The organism is Geothrix edaphica (assembly GCF_030268045.1).
Classification (GTDB): Bacteria; Acidobacteriota; Holophagae; order Holophagales; family Holophagaceae; genus Geothrix; species Geothrix edaphica.
In genome coordinates this window covers 509,203-525,742 of record NZ_BSDC01000003.1, presented here as the reverse complement: position 1 = coordinate 525,742, position 16,540 = coordinate 509,203, and the positions used below count along the sequence as shown (strand labels likewise).

The window sequence follows — 16,540 nt, the reverse complement described above, 5'->3', positions numbered from 1 at the left end:
GTTCAGCCTTCGTACATCCGGACCAGCAGTCCGGAGCGCAGCTTGGGTTCGAACCAGGTGGACTTGGGCGGCATCACTTCGCCGGCGTCGGCCACGGACATGAGCTGGGTGAGGGAGGTGGGATACACGGAGAAGGCGACAGCGCAGCCTTCCTTCACACGGCGCTCCAGCTCGTCCATGCCGCGGATGCCGCCCACGAAGTCGATGCGGGTGTTGGTGCGGGGGTCGTCGATGCCGAGGATCGGGCCGAGCAGGTTCTCCTGGAGGATGCTCACGTCGAGGCCGCGCACGGGATCACTGGCGGGGTACGTGCCGGGCTTCGCCTTCAGCTCGTACCAGGCGCCGCCGAGATACATGCCGAAGGTGGTGGGGGCCTGGGCGGCGCGGTGGGCCGAGGGGGCCACGTCGAACGTCTCGCGCACCTTGGCGAGGAAGGCCTCCTGGCTGAGGCCGTTGAGGTCCTTCACCACGCGGTTGTAGTCCATGATCTTCAGCTGGTCGTGGGGGAAGACCACGGCCATGAAGCTCTCGTAGGGCTCGTCGCCCGTGGCGGCGGCCCCGGCGGCGGCGCGGCGGGCCTGGCCGTAGCGGATGGCGGCGGCGGTGCGGTGGTGGCCGTCCGCGATGTAGAGGGCGGGCACGCCGTTGAACAGGTTCACCAGCTCGCAGATCACGGGCTCGCCGGTGACGACCCACACGGTGTGGCCGATGCCGTCCGGCGTGACCACGTCGTAGATCGGCGGCAGCTTCCGGATGTCATTGACGATGTGATCGATGTAGGGGACGGCCTTGTACGTGAGGAAGACGGGCTCGGCGTTGGCGTTCTGCTCGGTGACGTGCCGGGTGCGGTCGTCCTCCTTGTCCTTGCGGGTGAACTCGTGGCGCTTGATGCTGCCGTTCTCGTACTCCTGCACGGAGCAGAGGCCCACCAGGCCCGCCTGGACATGGTCGCCCATGCGCTGCTGGTAGACGTAGAGGCTGGGCAGGCCCTCGTGCATGAGGGTGCCGCTCTCGATCATGGCCATGAGGTTCGCCACGCCCTTGGCGTAGACGGCGTCGGCGTGGACGTCGATGCCCGCCGGCAGGTCGATCTCGGGGCGCCCGACGTGGAGGAAGGAGTGGGGGTTCCCCTTGGCCAGCTCGGCGGCCTCCTGGGTATTCACCACGTCATAGGGCACGGCGGCCACCTGGGCCGCGAGCTCGGGCCGGGGGCGGTAGGCGCGGAAGGGCTTCAGCTGGGACATGGACACCTGCCTGGGAAGGGGGGCCCCTCGGGGCCGCACACGCGCCATTATTCCCCGGCGGGTGCCCTTTGGTGCCCTCTGTCGGCCGGTTTTGACGAAAGTCCCATACTTGGGGGCCGGATGGCGCGATCTGTCAAACTCCGGCCCGGCCCGCAGACGGGTCGGGGGGCTACCCCGCGGGGGTGGGCCCCAGCGAATCGGTGATCAGGGCCACGTTCATCAGGAGCTCGGTGAGGGGGGTGTCGATGGTCCGCTCCACCCGGCAGGTCTCCACGAACTCGACGTCCGGGTGGTCCCAGGTGAGGATCTCGTAGACGGCCGGGAAGCCCTCCTTGTCCAGGTAGGAGGCATGGACCACCTCGCCCCGGCCCAGGTAGAGGTGGCCCAGGGCGGTCCCGGAGGTCACGGTCAGGGTGCAGGACTTCTTTTCCCAGGCCAGGAGCTGGAGGATGCTGCCGAGGCTGAGGCCGCGGATCACGCCGACGGTCTCGGCCTGGACCGCCGCGCGGATGGCCTCCATGAGGAAACCCAGGCGGATCGGCTTGCTGAGGATGCGGACCGCCCCCAGATCCAGGGGCGTGTTCAGGTGCTGGCTCTCGTCCAGGCCGGTCATGACGATGATGGGGATCTGGGGGTAGAGCCGGCTCACCTTGGTGATCAGGTTGAAGCCGTCCATGACGGGCATGTCGAGGTCCGTGACCAGCACGTGCACGGGCTCCTGCCGGAGCACATCCAGCGCCTCGCGGCCGTTCTGGGCCGAGAGGATGCGGAAGCCCTGGAGGCCCTTCAGCCCGGCCCGGTAGAGGCTGAGGGTCGCCCGGTCGTCCTCCGCCACGAGCAGGGTTCGGGCAGGGGCCTCGGGATCAGGGTGGGGGCGCGGGGCAGGCTTCATGGGAACAGTCGAGCATACCGTCGTCAGCGGGCCTCACCCTTGGGAATTTTGCGCGCCGGGGCGGGCTCCTTCGCCAGGATGGCCCGGGCTTCGGCGGCGTCTCCGGGGTGCCCGACCTCCCAGTCCAGCACCCAGGGCGGCAGCTCCGCGTCCTCGTAGTCCCGCACCTTGCGATGCCAGCTCACGAGGGACTGCACCACGGCCTCGTGGAGGTTCTCGGCCCGGGGGGGGATGTGGCCCTCCCAGATGGGCTCGCGGAAGTACTGCCGCAGGGTGGCCTCGACGGGCTTGCCCCACACCGCGTAGGTGCGGTCGAGGGGCCCCCCGATGGGCTTCTGGTTGAGGTTCTCCCCGTAGAGGTAGTAGAACACCGCGTCGCCGTCGCTCCAGTGGCGCAGCACCCCGAAGGCGCCCTTCAACAGCAGGTCCTGGAGGGCCAGGTCCACGGGCTTGTCCGTGCGGAAGTCCCAGGGGCCCACGTGGGCATGGGCGACACTGGGGTAGCCGACCTCGGTGATCATGACGGGCTTGGGGCCCTTGGCATCGGCGAAGCGGGCCGAGAGCGTGCGGGCCTTGTAGACGATCCACCACCAGGCGTCGCGGATCTGGTCGGGCGTGGGGTAGTCGTCGTACTTGGCGATGGGATCGTAGGTGTTGATGCCGATGACATCCAGGCAGTCGCCGAAGGTGAAGCTGTCGTGGCTGTCGAAGTTCACGCTGTAGACCAGCTTGCCCTTGAAGACCTTTCGCACCTCCGCGGCCAGCTTCCGCCACTGGTCCGGGAAGGGGTGCGTGGAGGCCATCTCAGTGCCGAGGCTGTACCACTCGACGCCGCCCTCCTGGGCCAGGGCCGCCAGGCGCACGTTGAAGTCCGTGTAGTTGCGCCACCAGAGGTCCCAGTCCGAGGGCGCGATGTTGCCCCGCCACCAGTCGGCGTTCTCGGCCTCGTCCCGCAGGTTGATGGTGGGGAAGAACATCATGCGCAGGCCGCGGACCTTCGCCTGGCGGAAGGTGCGGCGCAGGCTCTCCTCGCTGGGGCTGGAGGTCGGGTGGCGGCGGATCTCGTTGCTGTGGCCCGTGTCCATGCGGTAGATGGCCTGGAGGCTCACGCAGGTGGCGCCCGTGCCTGCGATGCGGTCCAGCTCCTCCGCGTAGTCGTAGTCCGGGATGCCTGCGTAGAGGCCGAGCACCATGCCCCGGGGCTGCGGCACCAGCGCCTTCCGCTGCGAGCGGTGGACGAACCAGAGGGTGATGGGCAGGGCCAGGACGGCCATCAGGATGAGGGTGCGGCGGATCATGCGCGTTGCTCCAATCTCCAGCCTAGCGGCGAGGAAGCCACAACAAAACTCCACGGCGCCGCGCGAGGGGTGCCGGGCGAGCGAGGCGAGGAGCGCGAGTCGAAGCGTAGCGGGTACTACGCGCGACGAGCGCGACGCTGCATCGCGACGCCCGCCACCCCTCGCCCGGAGGGATGAAGCCAGGCGGGCGCCCCCGCGGCGTCAGGTCCCTTGAACAACGAACCACGTTGCCCTGCGGGCCCTTCCTTGCGGTGCATCCCGACTGGCTTCATCGCGGCGCCGTGGGGTTTTGTTATGGCTTCCACGATCGGAGATAGGAACGGCTTCGCCGTTCCAAACGCTTTTCCCATCTCGCAAACCGCAGGTTTGCGAGCCTGCCGGAATCTAGGTCCGTTCGACCCGAACCTGCACGATCCGCGTTCCGTCCATCTTCAGCACGGTGAGGCGGGCGCCTTCGACTTCCACGGCTTCCTGGGGGTGGGGCACGCGGCCGAGGCGGGCCAGGACGAGGCCGGCCAGGGTGTCGAAGCCATCCCGCTCCCAGGTGAGGCCCAGGCGCTGGGCCACGTCCTCCACATGGGCCTGGCCCGAGACCAGGTAGACGCCGGGGGCCTGCACCACCAGGCCGGCGGGGGCCTCGTGCTCGTCCTGGATCTCGCCGAAGACCTCCTCCAGCAGGTCCTCCATGGTGGCCAGGCCCGAGAGGCCGCCGAACTCATCCACCACGAGGGCCAGCTGGGTGCGGGTGCGCTGCATTTCACGCAGCAGGTCCATGACGGGCTTGCTCTCGGGCACGAAGCGGGGGGGCTTCATGAGCGTCGCCAGGGGCGGCTGGTCGCTGTCCGGCAGCTGGATGAGGTCCTTGAGCAGCAGCACGCCGCGGATGTGGTCGATGCCGCCTTCATAGATGGGCAGCCGCGAGTGGCGGGTGCGGGTGAAGGTCTGCCAGGCCTCCGGGATGGTGGCCTCCAGGGGCAGGGCGGCGATGCGGGTGCGGGGCGTCATCACCTCGCGCACGAGGGTGTCGCCGAAGGTCACGACATTGCGGATGAGCTCGCGGTCCCCGGCCTCCAGGATGCCCTCGGCCTCGCCTTCTTCGAGCAGGGCGGTGACGGCCTCCTCGGTGGCGTCCTCGGGCTCGGTCTCCTTCGCGCGCTCCTGGGTGTGCCGGTCGATGAGCCGGGCCACGGGGTCCACCAGGGGCGCCAGGAGCGACTGGATGGGCGCGTAGAGGGGGAACAGCCGGATCACCCAGCGGGCCGGATCGCCGGAGGTGAGGAGGGCGGGCAGGGCCAGATCCAGGGCCCAGAGCCCTGCCAACACGAGCGCGCCCAGCGTCCACGCGCCGCCGGGCAGGGCCAGGCGGAAGGGCCAGAGCAGGCCCAGCAGGATCAGCAGGAGGGCCTTGTTCCAGAAGCCCAGGCCCATGCCGAGGGTCCGGGGCCGGCCCAGCAGCGAGGCCAGGCGTGGGTCGGTGATGGCCTCCTCCTCCAGCAGCCGCCGCCGCTGGACCGAGGGCAGGGCGTGGAAGGCCGACAGCAGGGCCGTGGTTCCGCACCGGTAGAGGAGCAGGGCCAAGGCGGCGAGGAGGAGCCAGGATGGGGGGGCGTTGCCGCCGGGATCAACCATGATTGGATTGATTCTAACGGGTTTCCTGCCTGGCCAGGATTCGCCGGGCCACATCCGCCCTGGCTTCGGCGCTGAGGTGCAGCTTCAGCCGCTCGGCCTCGCGGAAGTATTCCTCCGGGTCGCGGCAGAGGCCGTCGGGCGTGGGCGGCAGTCCCTTGCGGGCCCGGGCGGCGTTCAGGAACGCATAGGGCTCCTTCGCCAGCTCGGGGCTCCGGAGGAAGTGGCGGAAGGTCCACCAGCCGCCCAGCACGAACCAGATGCCCAGCCCGGCCACGGCCTGGTGCTGGAGGCGGCGCATGCGGTCGGGGGTGGCCCGCACCTGTTGCCACCAGACGCCGACGGCGAGGTTCAGGGCGATGATCGCGGCGGTCAGCAGCAGCGTGCCGGTCCAGCCCAGGTCGCCCCAGCCCCAGCCGGTGAGGGCGACGACGGCGGGCGCCAGCAGCAAGCTGAAGATCAGGTTGAGGTGGAGCATGTAGAGCAGCAGCGATTCGCCGCTGGCGGCCTTGATGGGGTTGGGCCCCTTCCACCTGGGGCGCAGGAGCTCGATGGCGCCCATGAGGCTGCCGCCCAGCATGATCCAGCCGAGGCGGGCAGCCACGCTGGGCAGGGTGGTGTTGGCGATGGCGCCCAGCTCGGCGTAGGTGAAGGCGCCGGACTTGCTGTGCAGCAGCCACACGCCGTTCTGCTGGAGCCACTGACCGCCCCAGAGCCAGGCGTGCTGGGCGGAGGCGCCCCAGGCCAGCAGCAGGGCGCCGAAGACGGCCAGCCCGGCGAGGAAGCGGGCCTCGCTCCAGAGGGCCTTGCCTTCCACCGGCATGACCCGGAAGTGCCGGTAGAGCCCTCCGAGGAAGGCGCCGAAGGCGGGGAAGGCGATCCAGGGGAACAGGGGGAACAGCGCCTGCACGCCGCGGTCGGGGTTGCCGTTGAACAGGCCGCGGACGGGCAGCCAGAGGCCGTCCGCCACGCCCGTGGCCCAGAGCGAGGGGGCCATCAGCGGCACGAAGACCGCCATCGCCAGGGCGAGGCCGGTGAAGATCCGCGGGTTCCGCACCAGCCGGGCCAGGAGCTGGAGGATCAGCAGGGAGAAGACGATGCACTGGAGCACGTCGATCTTGAACAGCTCCCGCGCCTTCTGGGCGGTGTTGAGCACGGTCCAGTCCGCGGCCGTGATGCCCGGGGCGTGGAGGGCGTAGGCGCAGAGGAGGATGAAGCCCAGGCGCCGGGCCGTGTCGGGCCAGAAGGGGCGCAGGGTGCCGTCGGTGCGGAAGGTGGAGATCACCAGGCTGTAGCCCGCCGCCATGGTGAAGCTGGGGGCCACCAGGCCGTTCAGGTAGTTCAGCCAGTCGGGCCGCAGGCCGGCGTGGAGCCACACGTTCACCGCATGCACTTCGATCATCACGATGACCGCCCAGCCCCGCAGCTGGTCGATCCAGTCGCAGCGCTTGGATGGGGTCAGGTCAGTCCAGAGAGACATGGGACGTTCCTAGCTGGCCTGCTGCCTCATCACACTGTGCTTCTTCCCGTAGAGGAAGTAGATGACGAAGCCGAGGGCCAGCCAGGCGATGAGGCGCCACCAGTTGGCCACGGGCAGGGAGAACATGAGCATGAGGCAACTGAGCACGCCCATGACGGGGACGAAGGGCACCCAGGGGCAGCGGAAGGGACGCTCGGCCTCGGGGTGCTTCCTGCGCATGATCAACACGGCGGCGCAGACGATGACGAAGGCCAGCAGGGTGCCGATGTTGGCCAGGTGCAGCAGCGCGTCGATGGGCAGGAAGCCCGCCAGGGCGCCCACGAAGAGGCCGACCAGGATGGTGGACTTCCAGGGCGTGCGGAACCTGGGGTGCACGTCGCCGAAGGTGGCCTTGGGGAGCAGGCCGTCCCGGGCCATGGCCAGGAACACGCGGGGGCCGCTCAGCATCATCACCAGCAGCACGGAGGTGATGCCCGCCACGCCCGCGGTGGCGATGAGGCCCTCGGCCCAGGGCATGCCGTTCTGGCGGAAGGCGATGGAGACCGGGGCGTTGATGTCCAGGCGGTCGAACTTGACCATGCCCGTGAGCACGGCCACGACGGCGATGTAGAGGAAGGTGCAGACCACCAGGGACACGATGATGCCGATGGGCACATCCCGCTGGGGGTTCTTGGCCTCTTCCGCATGGGTGGAGACGGAGTCGAAGCCGATGTAGGCGAAGAAGATGATGGCTGCGCCGGCCATGGTGCCGATGGGCGCGCCGCCGCCGTCCATCTGGCCGGCCACGTGGTGGCCGAAGAAGCTGATGCCCGTCCACCCGAAGGGCGCGAAGGGATGCCAGTTGGTGGTGTTGATGAAGAAGGCGCCCACGCCGATGACGAAGAGCACGGCGGCCACCTTGATGGCCACCATGACGCCGTTGAACGTGGCGCTCTCCTGGATGCCCTTGACGAGGATGGCGGTGATGATGGCCACGATGATGAGCGCGGGCAGGTTCATCATGGCGCCCGTGGATGCGAAGTGGCCCGTGGCGGGGTCGTACTTCCAGGGGGACTCGCTCAGCAGCTTGGGGATGTGGATGCCGAGGTTGCTGACGGCGCTCTGGAAGTAGGCGGACCAGCCCGTGGCCACGGCGGCGCTGGAGACGCCGTATTCGAGGATGAGGTCCCAGCCGATGATCCAGGCGAACAGCTCGCCGAGCGTCGCGTAGGCGTAGGTGTAGGCGGATCCGGCCACGGGCACCATGGCGGCGAACTCCGCGTAGCAGAGCGCCGCGAAGATGCAGGTGATGCCCGCGATGACGTAGGACACCATCAGCGAGGGGCCGGCGATGTTGTGGGCCGCGGCCCCCGTGGCCACGAAGATGCCGGCGCCGATGATGGCGCCCACGCCGAGCGCCGTGAGCTGCACGGGGCCGAGGACGCGGCGGAGGCGGTTCTCGCCCTTGGCCTCTTCCAGCAGGAGGGCCAGGGGCTTGCGGGCGAAGATCTGGGATTCGGGGCGCGGGTCGTTCGACATGAACAAGACTCCATGCGTTCCGGGGGCAGGTGACCCGGAAGGGGATTCCAGGGGATGGTGGGCCAGGGGCTTCCGGCGATGCTAGCAGGGAATGCGGACCGCTATCATGCCCTATGCTCCCGGCCGATCTCCTTCCCCGCCTCACGGAGGCCCGGGGTCATCTGCTCCTCTGCCGGGGCTGCCTGGGCCCTGCGGGGGAGGGGGCCGATGCGGGTCTCTGCGCCCGCTGCTGGGGGGGTCTGCTGCCGCTTCCCGAAGGCCGGTGCCCCCGCTGCGCCCTGGTGCATGCCGATGGCGCCTGCCCTGAGGCCGTGGCCTGGGACCTGGGCGATGCCCTGTGGGACTACCACGGCGGCCGGCCCCCCCTGGGCGCCCTCCTCCTCCCGGGCATCAAGCAGGGGGAGACGGGGTGGCGTGCCGCCCTCCTCCGGCGCCTGACCCAGGCTCCGCTGCCGGACTGGATCTCGGACGTGGACCGGGTGACCTCGGCCCCCAGCGCCCTCCCGCGACGCCTGTTGCGGGGCTTCGACCTGGGCACCGAGGTGGGCCAGGCGCTGGCGGGCCGGATCGGGCGGCCCTTCAAGCCCCTGCTGGCCAAGGGCTGGTTCCGCGGACGTCAGGCCTCGCGCACCGAAAGCGAGCGCCGCCGCCTGCCGCGGAAGGCCATCACCCTGCGGCGGGGCGCCGTGCCCGCTGGGGTCATCCTGCTGGTGGATGACGTGTGGACCACCGGCACCACCCTCCTCCGCTGCGCCCAGGCCCTGAAGGAGGGCGGCGCGGCAGAGGTGCGCGTGCTGACGTTGTTCAGGGCGCTGTGAGGGGCGTTTCCATGCAGCGCACGCCGTGTATCCATGCGAATCACCCGCATCACGCCGAATGCCCCCGGGCTGGGCCCGGGGGCATTCCTTTGCTGGCGGTTGAATGGCTGTCTAGCGTCTTCGGCTGAAGTAGTAGCCACCGCCTCCGCCGAACAGGAGCACCAGCACCACAATCAGAACGATCATTCCAAGGCTCATACATCCATCCTTTCCAAGCTCGGCTCAAGTCGAACCGAGACGCCCTATTTCCCGAGCACCGTCTTGATCTGTCCGACTTTTTCCTGGAGCTTTCCAGCTGCCTGCTCTTCCTTGCCCTCTTCCTCCAGATTCGGTTTGCCGATGACCTTCCCGGTGACTTCTTTCACCTTGCCCTTGGCCTCGTGGTACTTGCCTGCCACTTTGTCCTTCATGCCGGATTTCATCCCCGTTCTCCTTTAGATGGCGTTGACCTCACTCCACCGCGCGCGGCCCGTGCCGCGACGGCAGCTCTCCCGAGCCAAGACTCTTGGCTGATCCGACCTGGTCTCTGTCACCGTCCGCACCGGCTACCGACCAGGGTTCAAGCAGACGCTACGGCGGCCCTTGGAAGAGGTGCGCCTCCCAAGTGAGCCTTCCGGAGCAATATCTATTCCGCGATGGCATCCATCTTGTTTGGATGCTTTAAACCACTTCACCGGGCCGATGTCGGGGCCGGGGTCCAGTCAGGATGGAGGACCATCCGTTCAATTTGAAAGGTCCGATCATCCGACGAACTCCTACCTGCGCGCACGCAGGTAGGAGACGGGCCAGGCGACGTCGGCGCCCAGAGTCTTCGCCGCGCGCAGGGGCCAGCGGGGGTCACGGAGGAGTTCCCGGCCCAGCAGGATGAGATCGGCGGAGTCCTGGGCCAGGATCTGCTCGGCCTGCTCGGCGTCGGTGATGAGGCCCACGGCGCCGGTGGGGAGGCCCGCCTCGGCGCGGATGCGGGCGGCGAAGGGCACCTGGTAGCCGGGGCCCAGGGGGATCTCGGCGCGGGGCACGAGGCCCCCGGAGGAGCAGTCCACCAGGTCCACGCCCAGATCCTTCAGCTCCTTGGCCAGGGCCACGGACTGGTCGAGGGTCCAGCCGCCCTCCGCCCAGTCCGTGGCGGAGATCCGCGTGAAGAGGGGCAGCTCCTCGGGCAGGATGTTGCGCAGGGCGCCCACCACCTCGCGCACCAGACGCGTCCGGTTCTCGAAGGAGCCGCCATAGGCATCGGTGCGTTGGTTCGACAGGGGCGACAGGAACTGGTGCAGCAGGTAGCCGTGGGCGGCGTGGACCTCGATCACCCGGAAGCCCGCGGCCACGGCGCGGCGGGCCGCGTCCATGAACGCTTCGATGATGGCCAGGATCCCGGGTTCATCCAGGGCCGTGGGCACGGTCCACCCTTCGTCGAAGGGCAGGGCGCTGGGCGCCGTGGGCGTCCACCCGCCGGCCGCCAGGGAGAGGCTGCCGCTGCCTTTCCAGGGGGCGGGGTTGGAAGCCTTGCGGCCGGCATGGGCCAGCTGGATGCCCGGTACGGCGCCCTGGGAGGCGATGAAGTGGACGATGCGGGCCAGGGCCTCGGCCTGGGCCTCGTTCCAGAGGCCCAGATCATCCGGGCTGATGCGGCCCTCGGGCACCACCGCCGTGGCCTCCGTCATCACCAGGCCCGCGCCCCCCTGGGCCAGGCCGCCCAGGTGGACCAGGTGCCAGTCATTGGCGACCCCATCCTTGGCCTGGTACTGGCACATGGGCGACACCGCGATGCGGTTGGGCAGCGTGAGGCCGCGGAGGGTGAGGGGCTGGAAAAGGCGGGACATGGGCACTCCTGGGCCACGAGCGTACCTGAAACGGGAGGGATCCGAAGACCCCTCCCGCCGTGTGTTGCCTACATGCGGAGTGCCTTCCGCACCTCCGCCTCCAGCACCCCCTCCCGGATCTCCGCCAGGTCGTAGCGGACGCGGGTCATGGGCTTGGAGACCTTGAGCACGCGGGTGAGGTCGATGGGGGTGCCGCTGAGCACCACGTCGCAGGGGGTGGCCTCGATGGTGGCTTCCAGGTCCTTCACCTGTTGGTCGCCGTAGCCCATGGCGGGCAGGATGCCCTGGGCGTTGGGGTACTTGCGGTAGGTGGCGGCGATGGAGGCCACGGCGTAGGGCGTGGGGTCCACGATCTCGTGGGCGCCCATGGCCTTGGCGGCCACCACGCCGGCGCCATAGGACATGGAGCCGTGGGTCAGGGTGGGGCCGTCCTCGATGACCAGGGCGCGCTTGCCCTTCACCATCTCCGGCTTGTCGCAGCTCACGGGGCTGTTGGCGCGGATGACGCGGGCCTTGGGGTTCACCAGGGCGGCGTTGGCCTCGATGGCCTTGATGTCGGCCTCTTTGGCGCTGTCGCACTTGTTGATGAGGATGATGTCGGCCATGCGGAAGTTGGCTTCGCCAGGATGGTAGGCCATCTCGTGGCCGGAGCGCAGGGGATCGGCGATGCAGAGGTGCAGGTCGCTCTTGTAGAAGGGCAGGTCGTTGTTGCCGCCGTCCCAGAGGATGACGTCCGCCTCCTTTTCCGCACTGCGGATGATCTGTTCGTAGTCCACGCCGGCGTAGACGATGAAGCCATTGTCGATGTGCGGCTCGTACTCCTCGCGCTCTTCGATGGTGCACTCGTGCTTGTCCAGGTCGCCGTAGTCGGCGAAGCGCTGGCAGGCCTGCTTGGCGAGGTCGCCGTAGGGCATGGGATGGCGGATGGCCACGACCTTCTTGCCGAGCTTCTTGAGGATGTTGCTGATGTAGCGGGTGGTCTGGCTCTTGCCTGCGCCCGTGCGGACGGCGGTGATGCCGATGACGGGCTTGGTGGACTGGATCATGGTCTTGTCCGCGCCCAGCAGCTCGAAGTCGCAGCCATGCGCGATGCAGAGGCTGGCCAGGTGCATGACGGTAGTGTGGAGCACGTCGGAGTACGAGAACACCGCGGCGTCGATCCGCTCGCGGTGGATGAGGTCCACCAGCTCCGACTCGTCCAGGATGGGGATGCCGTCCGGGTAGAGCTTCCCGGCGAGGACGGCCGGATAGCGGCGGCCCGCGATATCGGGGATCTGGGTGGCGGTGAAGGCCACCACCTGGTACGCGGGGTTGTCCCGGTACACGGTGTTGAAGTTGTGGAAGTCGCGTCCGGCGGCTCCCAGGATCACCAAGCGTCGTGCCGACATGACACATGCCTCTCGGTCCAGCGGTGCGCCGACACGCTCGGGGATGGCAGTCCTGGCGGCACCGCGACCCAGGGAGGATAGCCGTCCCGGCCGTGTCTTGAGAATGGGGTTGTGGCATGAATCACACCGGACGGAAAGGTCTATGCTTCTTCCATGCCCATTCCAGCCCCCCTCTCGGCCTTCTTCCGCCGGTGGCGCCGGTGGATCCTTGTGCTGACGGGGATCTACGGTCTCTGGCTGCTGGCCGGGTTCTTCCTGATCCCTGCCCTGGCCAGGCCCCGCCTCGAGCGGCAGGCCTCGGCGGCCCTGAAGCGCCCCGTCACGGTCGCGAAGGTGCGGTTCAACCCCCTCACCTTCGGGGCCACCCTCGAGGGCCTGCGGGTGGCCGAGCGGGGCGGCGGCGACTGGATCACCCTGCGGCGCGTCTATGCGAATCCCGATGTCTGGCGCCTCCTCCGCCACACGGTGGGCTTCACCGCCATCGAAGTGGACGGCCTGACGGTCCGGGCGGCCCTGGACGCCGAGGGTCGGCTCAACTTCCAGGACCTGCTCGAGGAGGACGGCCCGGAGCCGCGGGAGACGGCGCCCCCCTCGACCTGGATCCTCGCCGTCCGCCGCTTCCAGCTGCAGGATGGGCGGGTGGAGTTCACGGACCGGTCCGCCTCGGCCCCCTTCCATTCGGAGCTGGGCCCCATCGCCTTCCGCCTGGACAACCTGCGCACGGTGGTCGGGCATCGCAGCGGCGTCGCCCTCGAGGCCTGGACCGAGGCCGGGGAGCACGTGGCCTGGAAGGGGGACGTGGGCTTCCAGCCCTTCGCCTCCCGGGGCACCCTGCTGCTGGAGAACCTGTCGCTGCCCAAGTACCGCCCCTACGAGCAGGAGCAGGTCTCCAGCGAGATCCGCAGCGGCACGGGCACCGTGCGGGCCCAGTACCGGTTCGAGTGGTCCAAGGGCCATCACGTGGCGGAGCTGTCCGGATTGGAACTCAACCTGAAGGACCTGAAGATCGCCGAGAAGGGCGTGGCCGACCCGGCCATCGAGCTGCCGAGCCTGGAGGTCCGCGACGGCAAGGCCGACCTGCTGGTGCCTTCCGTGGAGCTGGGCGCCGTCACGGCGGAGCAGGGCGTGGTCCGCGTCCAGGCCGCGAAGGACGGGGCCCTGAACCTGGCGCGGCTCTTCGCGCCGCCCAGGCCCAAGGCGAAGAAACCTGACGAGAAGCCCCTCCAGCTCCGGATCGGCGACCTGGCCCTGCGGGGCTTCCGGCTGGGCTGGGAGGACCTGGGTCCCGCGCGCCCGGTGAAGGTCGAGGCCACGGATGTGAACCTGCACTGGAGGGACCTGAGCCTGGATCCCAAGGCCTCCAGCCAGGCCTCGCTGGACTTGAAGCTGGGTGCCGGCTCCCTGAAGGCCGAGGGGACCCTGGCCCCCTTCAAGGGCACCGGCGACCTCCAGCTGAAGGCCCAGGGGCTGGACCTGGCGCCCTGGGATCCCTACCTGGATTCGGCCCTGGATCTGCGCATCGCCTCGGGGAAGCTGGGGATCGATGGCCGCATGCGCTTCGCCTTCGAGGGGCGCCGGACCGATGGCATGACCTATCAGGGCGCCGCCTCCGTGCAGGGCCTCGAGGCCCGCGACACGGCCCTGAATGAGTCCTTCCTGCGCTGGAAGCAGCTGAGCCTGTCCGGGGCCGAGGTCCGCACGGCGCCCTTCGCCATGACCATCAAGACGGTGGTCTGGACCGATCCCGAAGGGCGGGTGGTGGTGGAAGCCGATGGCAGCACCAACGTGGCCCGGGCCCTGCGGCTGGCCCCGGAAGGCAAGCCCGCCGCCCCGACCGCCGCCGTCCTGCCGGCCACGCCCGCCGGCGCCCCGGATCTGACCATTGTGACCTTCGGCATCACCGGGGGCCGCCTCAGCTACATCGACCGCTCCCTGCAGCCCAATGCGGCCCTGGTGCTCAGCGACCTGGAGGGCAGCTACCTGGGCCTGTCCAGCCGCCCCGATGCCTCGTCCAAGGTCGATTTCAAGGGCCGGGCCGGCGGACTGGCGCCCATCACCATCACGGGCCATGCCATGCCCCTGCGCAGCGACCTGGATACGGATGTGATCCTGAAGATCCAGGGCGCGGACCTCACGGACTTCACGCCCTACACCGGCAAGTACCTGGGCTACACCGTGCAGAAGGGCAAGCTCGTCCTGGATTCCCACCTGCGCATCGACCGCCGGAATCTGAAATCTGAGAACGCCGTGAAGCTCGACCAGTTCTACCTGGGCGAGAAGGTCCAGAGCCCGGATGCCACGGGCCTCCCCGTGAAGCTGGGCCTGGCGATCCTGCGGGACCGCAAGGGCGTCATCGCCTTCGACCTGCCCATTGAGGGCAACCTCGACGATCCCGACGTGAAGTACGGCAAGCTGGTGTGGAAGGCCGTCTTCAACCTGCTGGGAAAGATCGCCACCTCGCCCTTCACCCTCATCGGCAAGCTCTTCGGCAGTGATGCGGGCGACCTCAGCAGTGTGGCCTTCGCACCCGGTGCGGCGGCCCTGGATGCCGCGGCCACCACGAAGCTCCAGGCCCTGGCCAAGGCCCTGCAGGAACGGCCCGAGCTGAGGCTGGAGGCGGAGGGCGCGGTGGATGAAGGCCAGGATGGCGGCGCCCTGCGGAAGGCCGCCCTGGAGGCCCTGCTGCGCCGCACCCGGACCCAGGGGTTGAAGCTCACGGAAGAAGCCGCGGTGCCCCCGGCCGAGCGGGAACGCTGGCTGAAGGTTGCCTACGACGCCACGTTCCCCGCGCCGAAGGAGATCAAGGGCACCCAGCCGACTCCGCCTCCGCCCCCCGCGGAGATGGAGCAGCGCCTGCTGGGCGCCCAGAAGGTGGATCCCGCCGCCCTCACCCAGCTGGCGGACGCCCGGGCCAAGGGCGTCCTCAGCTGGCTGCTGGACACCGGCAAGGCCGATCCGGCCCGGGTCTTCCAGGTGCGGAGCGGCCAGGCCAAGGGCGCGGTCGTGGCGTTCAGCCTCAACTAGCCGTCAGGCCCGGGTGCCGCGGCCGGCGCGTTCCCGCAGGCCGTGCACGCCGTTGAACAGGGCCTGGATGTGGGGCAGGTCCGCCTCCAGGTCGCCGGTGGGCCGGAACACGGGCATCAGGCGGACCACATGGTCGCGGAAGTCGAACCCCACGGGCCAGATGGGCACGTCGGCCGCAATGGCGATCCGGTAGAAGCCGGACTTCCACTGGCTCACGCCCTTCCGGGTGCCTTCGGGGGCCAGGGCCAGCAGGCGGGCGGGAGCGCCCTCGAAGGCCTTCACGCAGGCGTCCACCACCCCGTGGGCCGCCCGGCGATCCACGGGGATGCCGCCCAGCCAGAAGAAGAAGCGCCTGAGCGGGGTCTGGAAGAGGGAGTGCTTGCCGAGCCAGGAGACGCGCAGCTCCAACGCGAAGACCACGGCCACGCCCAGCGCGAAGTCCCAGTTCGAGGTGTGGGGGGCCACGATGGTGACGAACTTGGGCTCCGCCGGGAAGGTCCCTTCGATGCGCCAGCCGGCCAGCCGCAGGTAGACCCGCCCGATGGCCCGCCACACCCAGCCCCGGGGCTGGTGGAGGACCGCGGGCGTGATCGGGAATTCCAGTGGCTTCTGCAAGCGCTTCCTCGTGAAGGTGGTCTCGTCCGGAAGGAGGGGGCCCACAGATTAACCGGGGTCGCCCTTTCCGGAAGGTAAGTCAGATGCAGGAGGGGCGCCTTGCGGCGCCCCTCTCTCTGATTGCTGACAGCCGACCGCTGATAGCCGATAGCTACTTCGACGCCACGTAGGCCTTGAGGCCATCGGTCGTCGGCTTCATGGCCTTCTCGCCCTTGTGCCAGTTGGCGGGGCAGACTTCGCCGTGCTCTTCGCTGAAGTCCACGGCGTCGAGGAGGCGCAGGACCTCTTCCACGCTGCGGCCCAGGTCGTTGTGGTTCACGGTGATGTGCTTCAGGATGCCGTCCTTGTTGATGATGAACAGGCCGCGCAGGGCGATGCCGGCGGGCAGCAGCACGTTGTAGTCCTGGGCGATGGTCTTGTTCAGGTCGGAGACCAGGGGGAAGGTCACGCCCTGGATGCCGCCGTCCTTGCGCGGGGTGTTCACCCAGGCGTGGTGGCTGAACTTGGAATCGACGCTCACGCCGATGACCTGGGTGTGGCGGGCCTCGAACTCCTTGAGGGCGTCGGCGAAGGCCAGGATCTCGGTGGGGCAGACGAAGGTGAAGTCGAGGGGGTAGAAGAAGAGGACGACCTTCTTGCCCTTGTAGTCCGACAGCGAGATCTGCTTGAACTCGCCGTTGACCAGGGCATCGGCCTTGAAGTCGGGAGCGGTCTGGGTGACGAATGCGGCCATGGAGCCTCCAAAAGGGGTCTTGCCCCGGGTTTCATTGGGAATAATCAGGCTATGACGCCCCCTACGGCGGTTCAAGGAAAATAT

At 68.9% G+C, this 16,540-nt stretch carries 13 protein-coding genes; 2 read left to right on the top strand and 11 right to left on the bottom strand.

Annotation, left to right across the window (positions count from 1 at the left end):
• Nucleotides 1-2 precede the first annotated feature (2 nt).
• The 6 genes from QSJ30_RS13155 to QSJ30_RS13130 all read right to left on the bottom strand — a co-directional run bounded on the left by QSJ30_RS13155 (nt 3) and on the right by QSJ30_RS13130 (nt 8,058).
• Nucleotides 3-1,244, bottom strand: coding sequence for a DUF1015 domain-containing protein (locus tag QSJ30_RS13155; RefSeq protein WP_285609979.1), 1,242 nt, complete (start codon nt 1,242-1,244; stop codon nt 3-5).
• Nucleotides 1,245-1,413: 169 nt separating this feature from the next.
• Nucleotides 1,414-2,136 (bottom strand): response regulator, encoded by a 723-nt coding sequence (locus QSJ30_RS13150; RefSeq protein WP_285609977.1) that lies wholly within the window; start codon nt 2,134-2,136, stop codon nt 1,414-1,416.
• Nucleotides 2,137-2,159: 23 nt separating this feature from the next.
• Complete coding sequence (locus QSJ30_RS13145; protein ID WP_285609976.1) at nt 2,160-3,434, bottom strand: glycoside hydrolase family 113; 1,275 nt, start codon at nt 3,432-3,434, stop codon at nt 2,160-2,162.
• Between the two features lie 384 nt (nt 3,435-3,818).
• Nucleotides 3,819-5,063 (bottom strand): hemolysin family protein, encoded by a 1,245-nt coding sequence (locus QSJ30_RS13140; RefSeq protein WP_285609975.1) that lies wholly within the window; start codon nt 5,061-5,063, stop codon nt 3,819-3,821.
• A 13-nt stretch (nt 5,064-5,076) separates the two neighbouring features.
• Nucleotides 5,077-6,540, bottom strand: a complete 1,464-nt coding sequence (locus tag QSJ30_RS13135; RefSeq protein WP_285609974.1) for a heparan-alpha-glucosaminide N-acetyltransferase domain-containing protein — start codon at nt 6,538-6,540, stop codon at nt 5,077-5,079.
• 9 nt (nt 6,541-6,549) lie between these two features.
• Entirely contained in the window at nt 6,550-8,058 is a 1,509-nt protein-coding gene (locus tag QSJ30_RS13130) for an amino acid permease (RefSeq protein ID WP_285609973.1), read from the bottom strand.
• Nucleotides 8,059-8,171: 113 nt separating this feature from the next.
• Between QSJ30_RS13130 and QSJ30_RS13125 the strand changes: the two genes are divergently transcribed.
• The gene (locus tag QSJ30_RS13125) at nt 8,172-8,876 is read left to right on the top strand and encodes a ComF family protein (RefSeq protein WP_285609971.1); all 705 of its coding nucleotides are present in this window, start codon (nt 8,172-8,174) and stop codon (nt 8,874-8,876) included.
• 242 nt (nt 8,877-9,118) lie between these two features.
• Here the strand turns inward: QSJ30_RS13125 and QSJ30_RS13120 are convergent, their stop codons facing one another.
• From QSJ30_RS13120 to QSJ30_RS13110, 3 genes are all read right to left on the bottom strand, one after another.
• Nucleotides 9,119-9,298 carry a CsbD family protein gene (locus QSJ30_RS13120; RefSeq protein WP_285609969.1) on the bottom strand — a complete coding sequence of 60 codons (180 nt, stop codon included), beginning with the start codon at nt 9,296-9,298 and terminating at the stop codon, nt 9,119-9,121.
• 333 nt (nt 9,299-9,631) lie between these two features.
• Nucleotides 9,632-10,696, bottom strand: a complete 1,065-nt coding sequence (locus QSJ30_RS13115; RefSeq protein WP_285609967.1) for an NADH:flavin oxidoreductase/NADH oxidase — start codon at nt 10,694-10,696, stop codon at nt 9,632-9,634.
• A 68-nt stretch (nt 10,697-10,764) separates the two neighbouring features.
• Entirely contained in the window at nt 10,765-12,084 is a 1,320-nt protein-coding gene (locus QSJ30_RS13110) for a cyclic 2,3-diphosphoglycerate synthase (protein WP_285609966.1), read from the bottom strand.
• Nucleotides 12,085-12,237: 153 nt separating this feature from the next.
• Between QSJ30_RS13110 and QSJ30_RS13105 the strand changes: the two genes are divergently transcribed.
• On the top strand, nt 12,238-15,108 hold the full coding sequence (locus QSJ30_RS13105) for a DUF748 domain-containing protein (RefSeq protein WP_285609964.1): 2,871 nt from the start codon (nt 12,238-12,240) through the stop codon (nt 15,106-15,108).
• Between the two features lie 3 nt (nt 15,109-15,111).
• Here QSJ30_RS13105 and QSJ30_RS13100 read toward each other — a convergent pair whose 3' ends face one another.
• Nucleotides 15,112-15,723, bottom strand: coding sequence for a lysophospholipid acyltransferase family protein (locus tag QSJ30_RS13100; protein ID WP_285609961.1), 612 nt, complete (start codon nt 15,721-15,723; stop codon nt 15,112-15,114).
• 151 nt (nt 15,724-15,874) lie between these two features.
• Nucleotides 15,875-16,456, bottom strand: coding sequence for a peroxiredoxin (locus tag QSJ30_RS13095; protein ID WP_285609960.1), 582 nt, complete (start codon nt 16,454-16,456; stop codon nt 15,875-15,877).
• Between the last annotated feature and the right edge of the window lie 84 nt (nt 16,457-16,540).

Excerpts from the sequence above, each read along its gene's own strand:
- QSJ30_RS13155 (WP_285609979.1), bottom strand. The coding sequence starts at position 1,244 with ATGTCCCAGCTGAAGCCCTTCCGCGCCTACCGCCCCCGGCCCGAGCTC.
- QSJ30_RS13150 (WP_285609977.1), bottom strand. The coding sequence starts at position 2,136 with ATGAAGCCTGCCCCGCGCCCCCACCCTGATCCCGAGGCCCCTGCCCGA.
- QSJ30_RS13145 (WP_285609976.1), bottom strand. The coding sequence starts at position 3,434 with ATGATCCGCCGCACCCTCATCCTGATGGCCGTCCTGGCCCTGCCCATC.
- QSJ30_RS13140 (WP_285609975.1), bottom strand. The coding sequence starts at position 5,063 with ATGGTTGATCCCGGCGGCAACGCCCCCCCATCCTGGCTCCTCCTCGCC.
- QSJ30_RS13135 (WP_285609974.1), bottom strand. The coding sequence starts at position 6,540 with ATGTCTCTCTGGACTGACCTGACCCCATCCAAGCGCTGCGACTGGATC.
- QSJ30_RS13130 (WP_285609973.1), bottom strand. The coding sequence starts at position 8,058 with ATGTCGAACGACCCGCGCCCCGAATCCCAGATCTTCGCCCGCAAGCCC.
- QSJ30_RS13125 (WP_285609971.1), top strand. The coding sequence starts at position 8,172 with ATGCTCCCGGCCGATCTCCTTCCCCGCCTCACGGAGGCCCGGGGTCAT.
- QSJ30_RS13120 (WP_285609969.1), bottom strand. The coding sequence starts at position 9,298 with ATGAAATCCGGCATGAAGGACAAAGTGGCAGGCAAGTACCACGAGGCC.
- QSJ30_RS13115 (WP_285609967.1), bottom strand. The coding sequence starts at position 10,696 with ATGTCCCGCCTTTTCCAGCCCCTCACCCTCCGCGGCCTCACGCTGCCC.
- QSJ30_RS13110 (WP_285609966.1), bottom strand. The coding sequence starts at position 12,084 with ATGTCGGCACGACGCTTGGTGATCCTGGGAGCCGCCGGACGCGACTTC.
- QSJ30_RS13105 (WP_285609964.1), top strand. The coding sequence starts at position 12,238 with ATGCCCATTCCAGCCCCCCTCTCGGCCTTCTTCCGCCGGTGGCGCCGG.
- QSJ30_RS13095 (WP_285609960.1), bottom strand. The coding sequence starts at position 16,456 with ATGGCCGCATTCGTCACCCAGACCGCTCCCGACTTCAAGGCCGATGCC.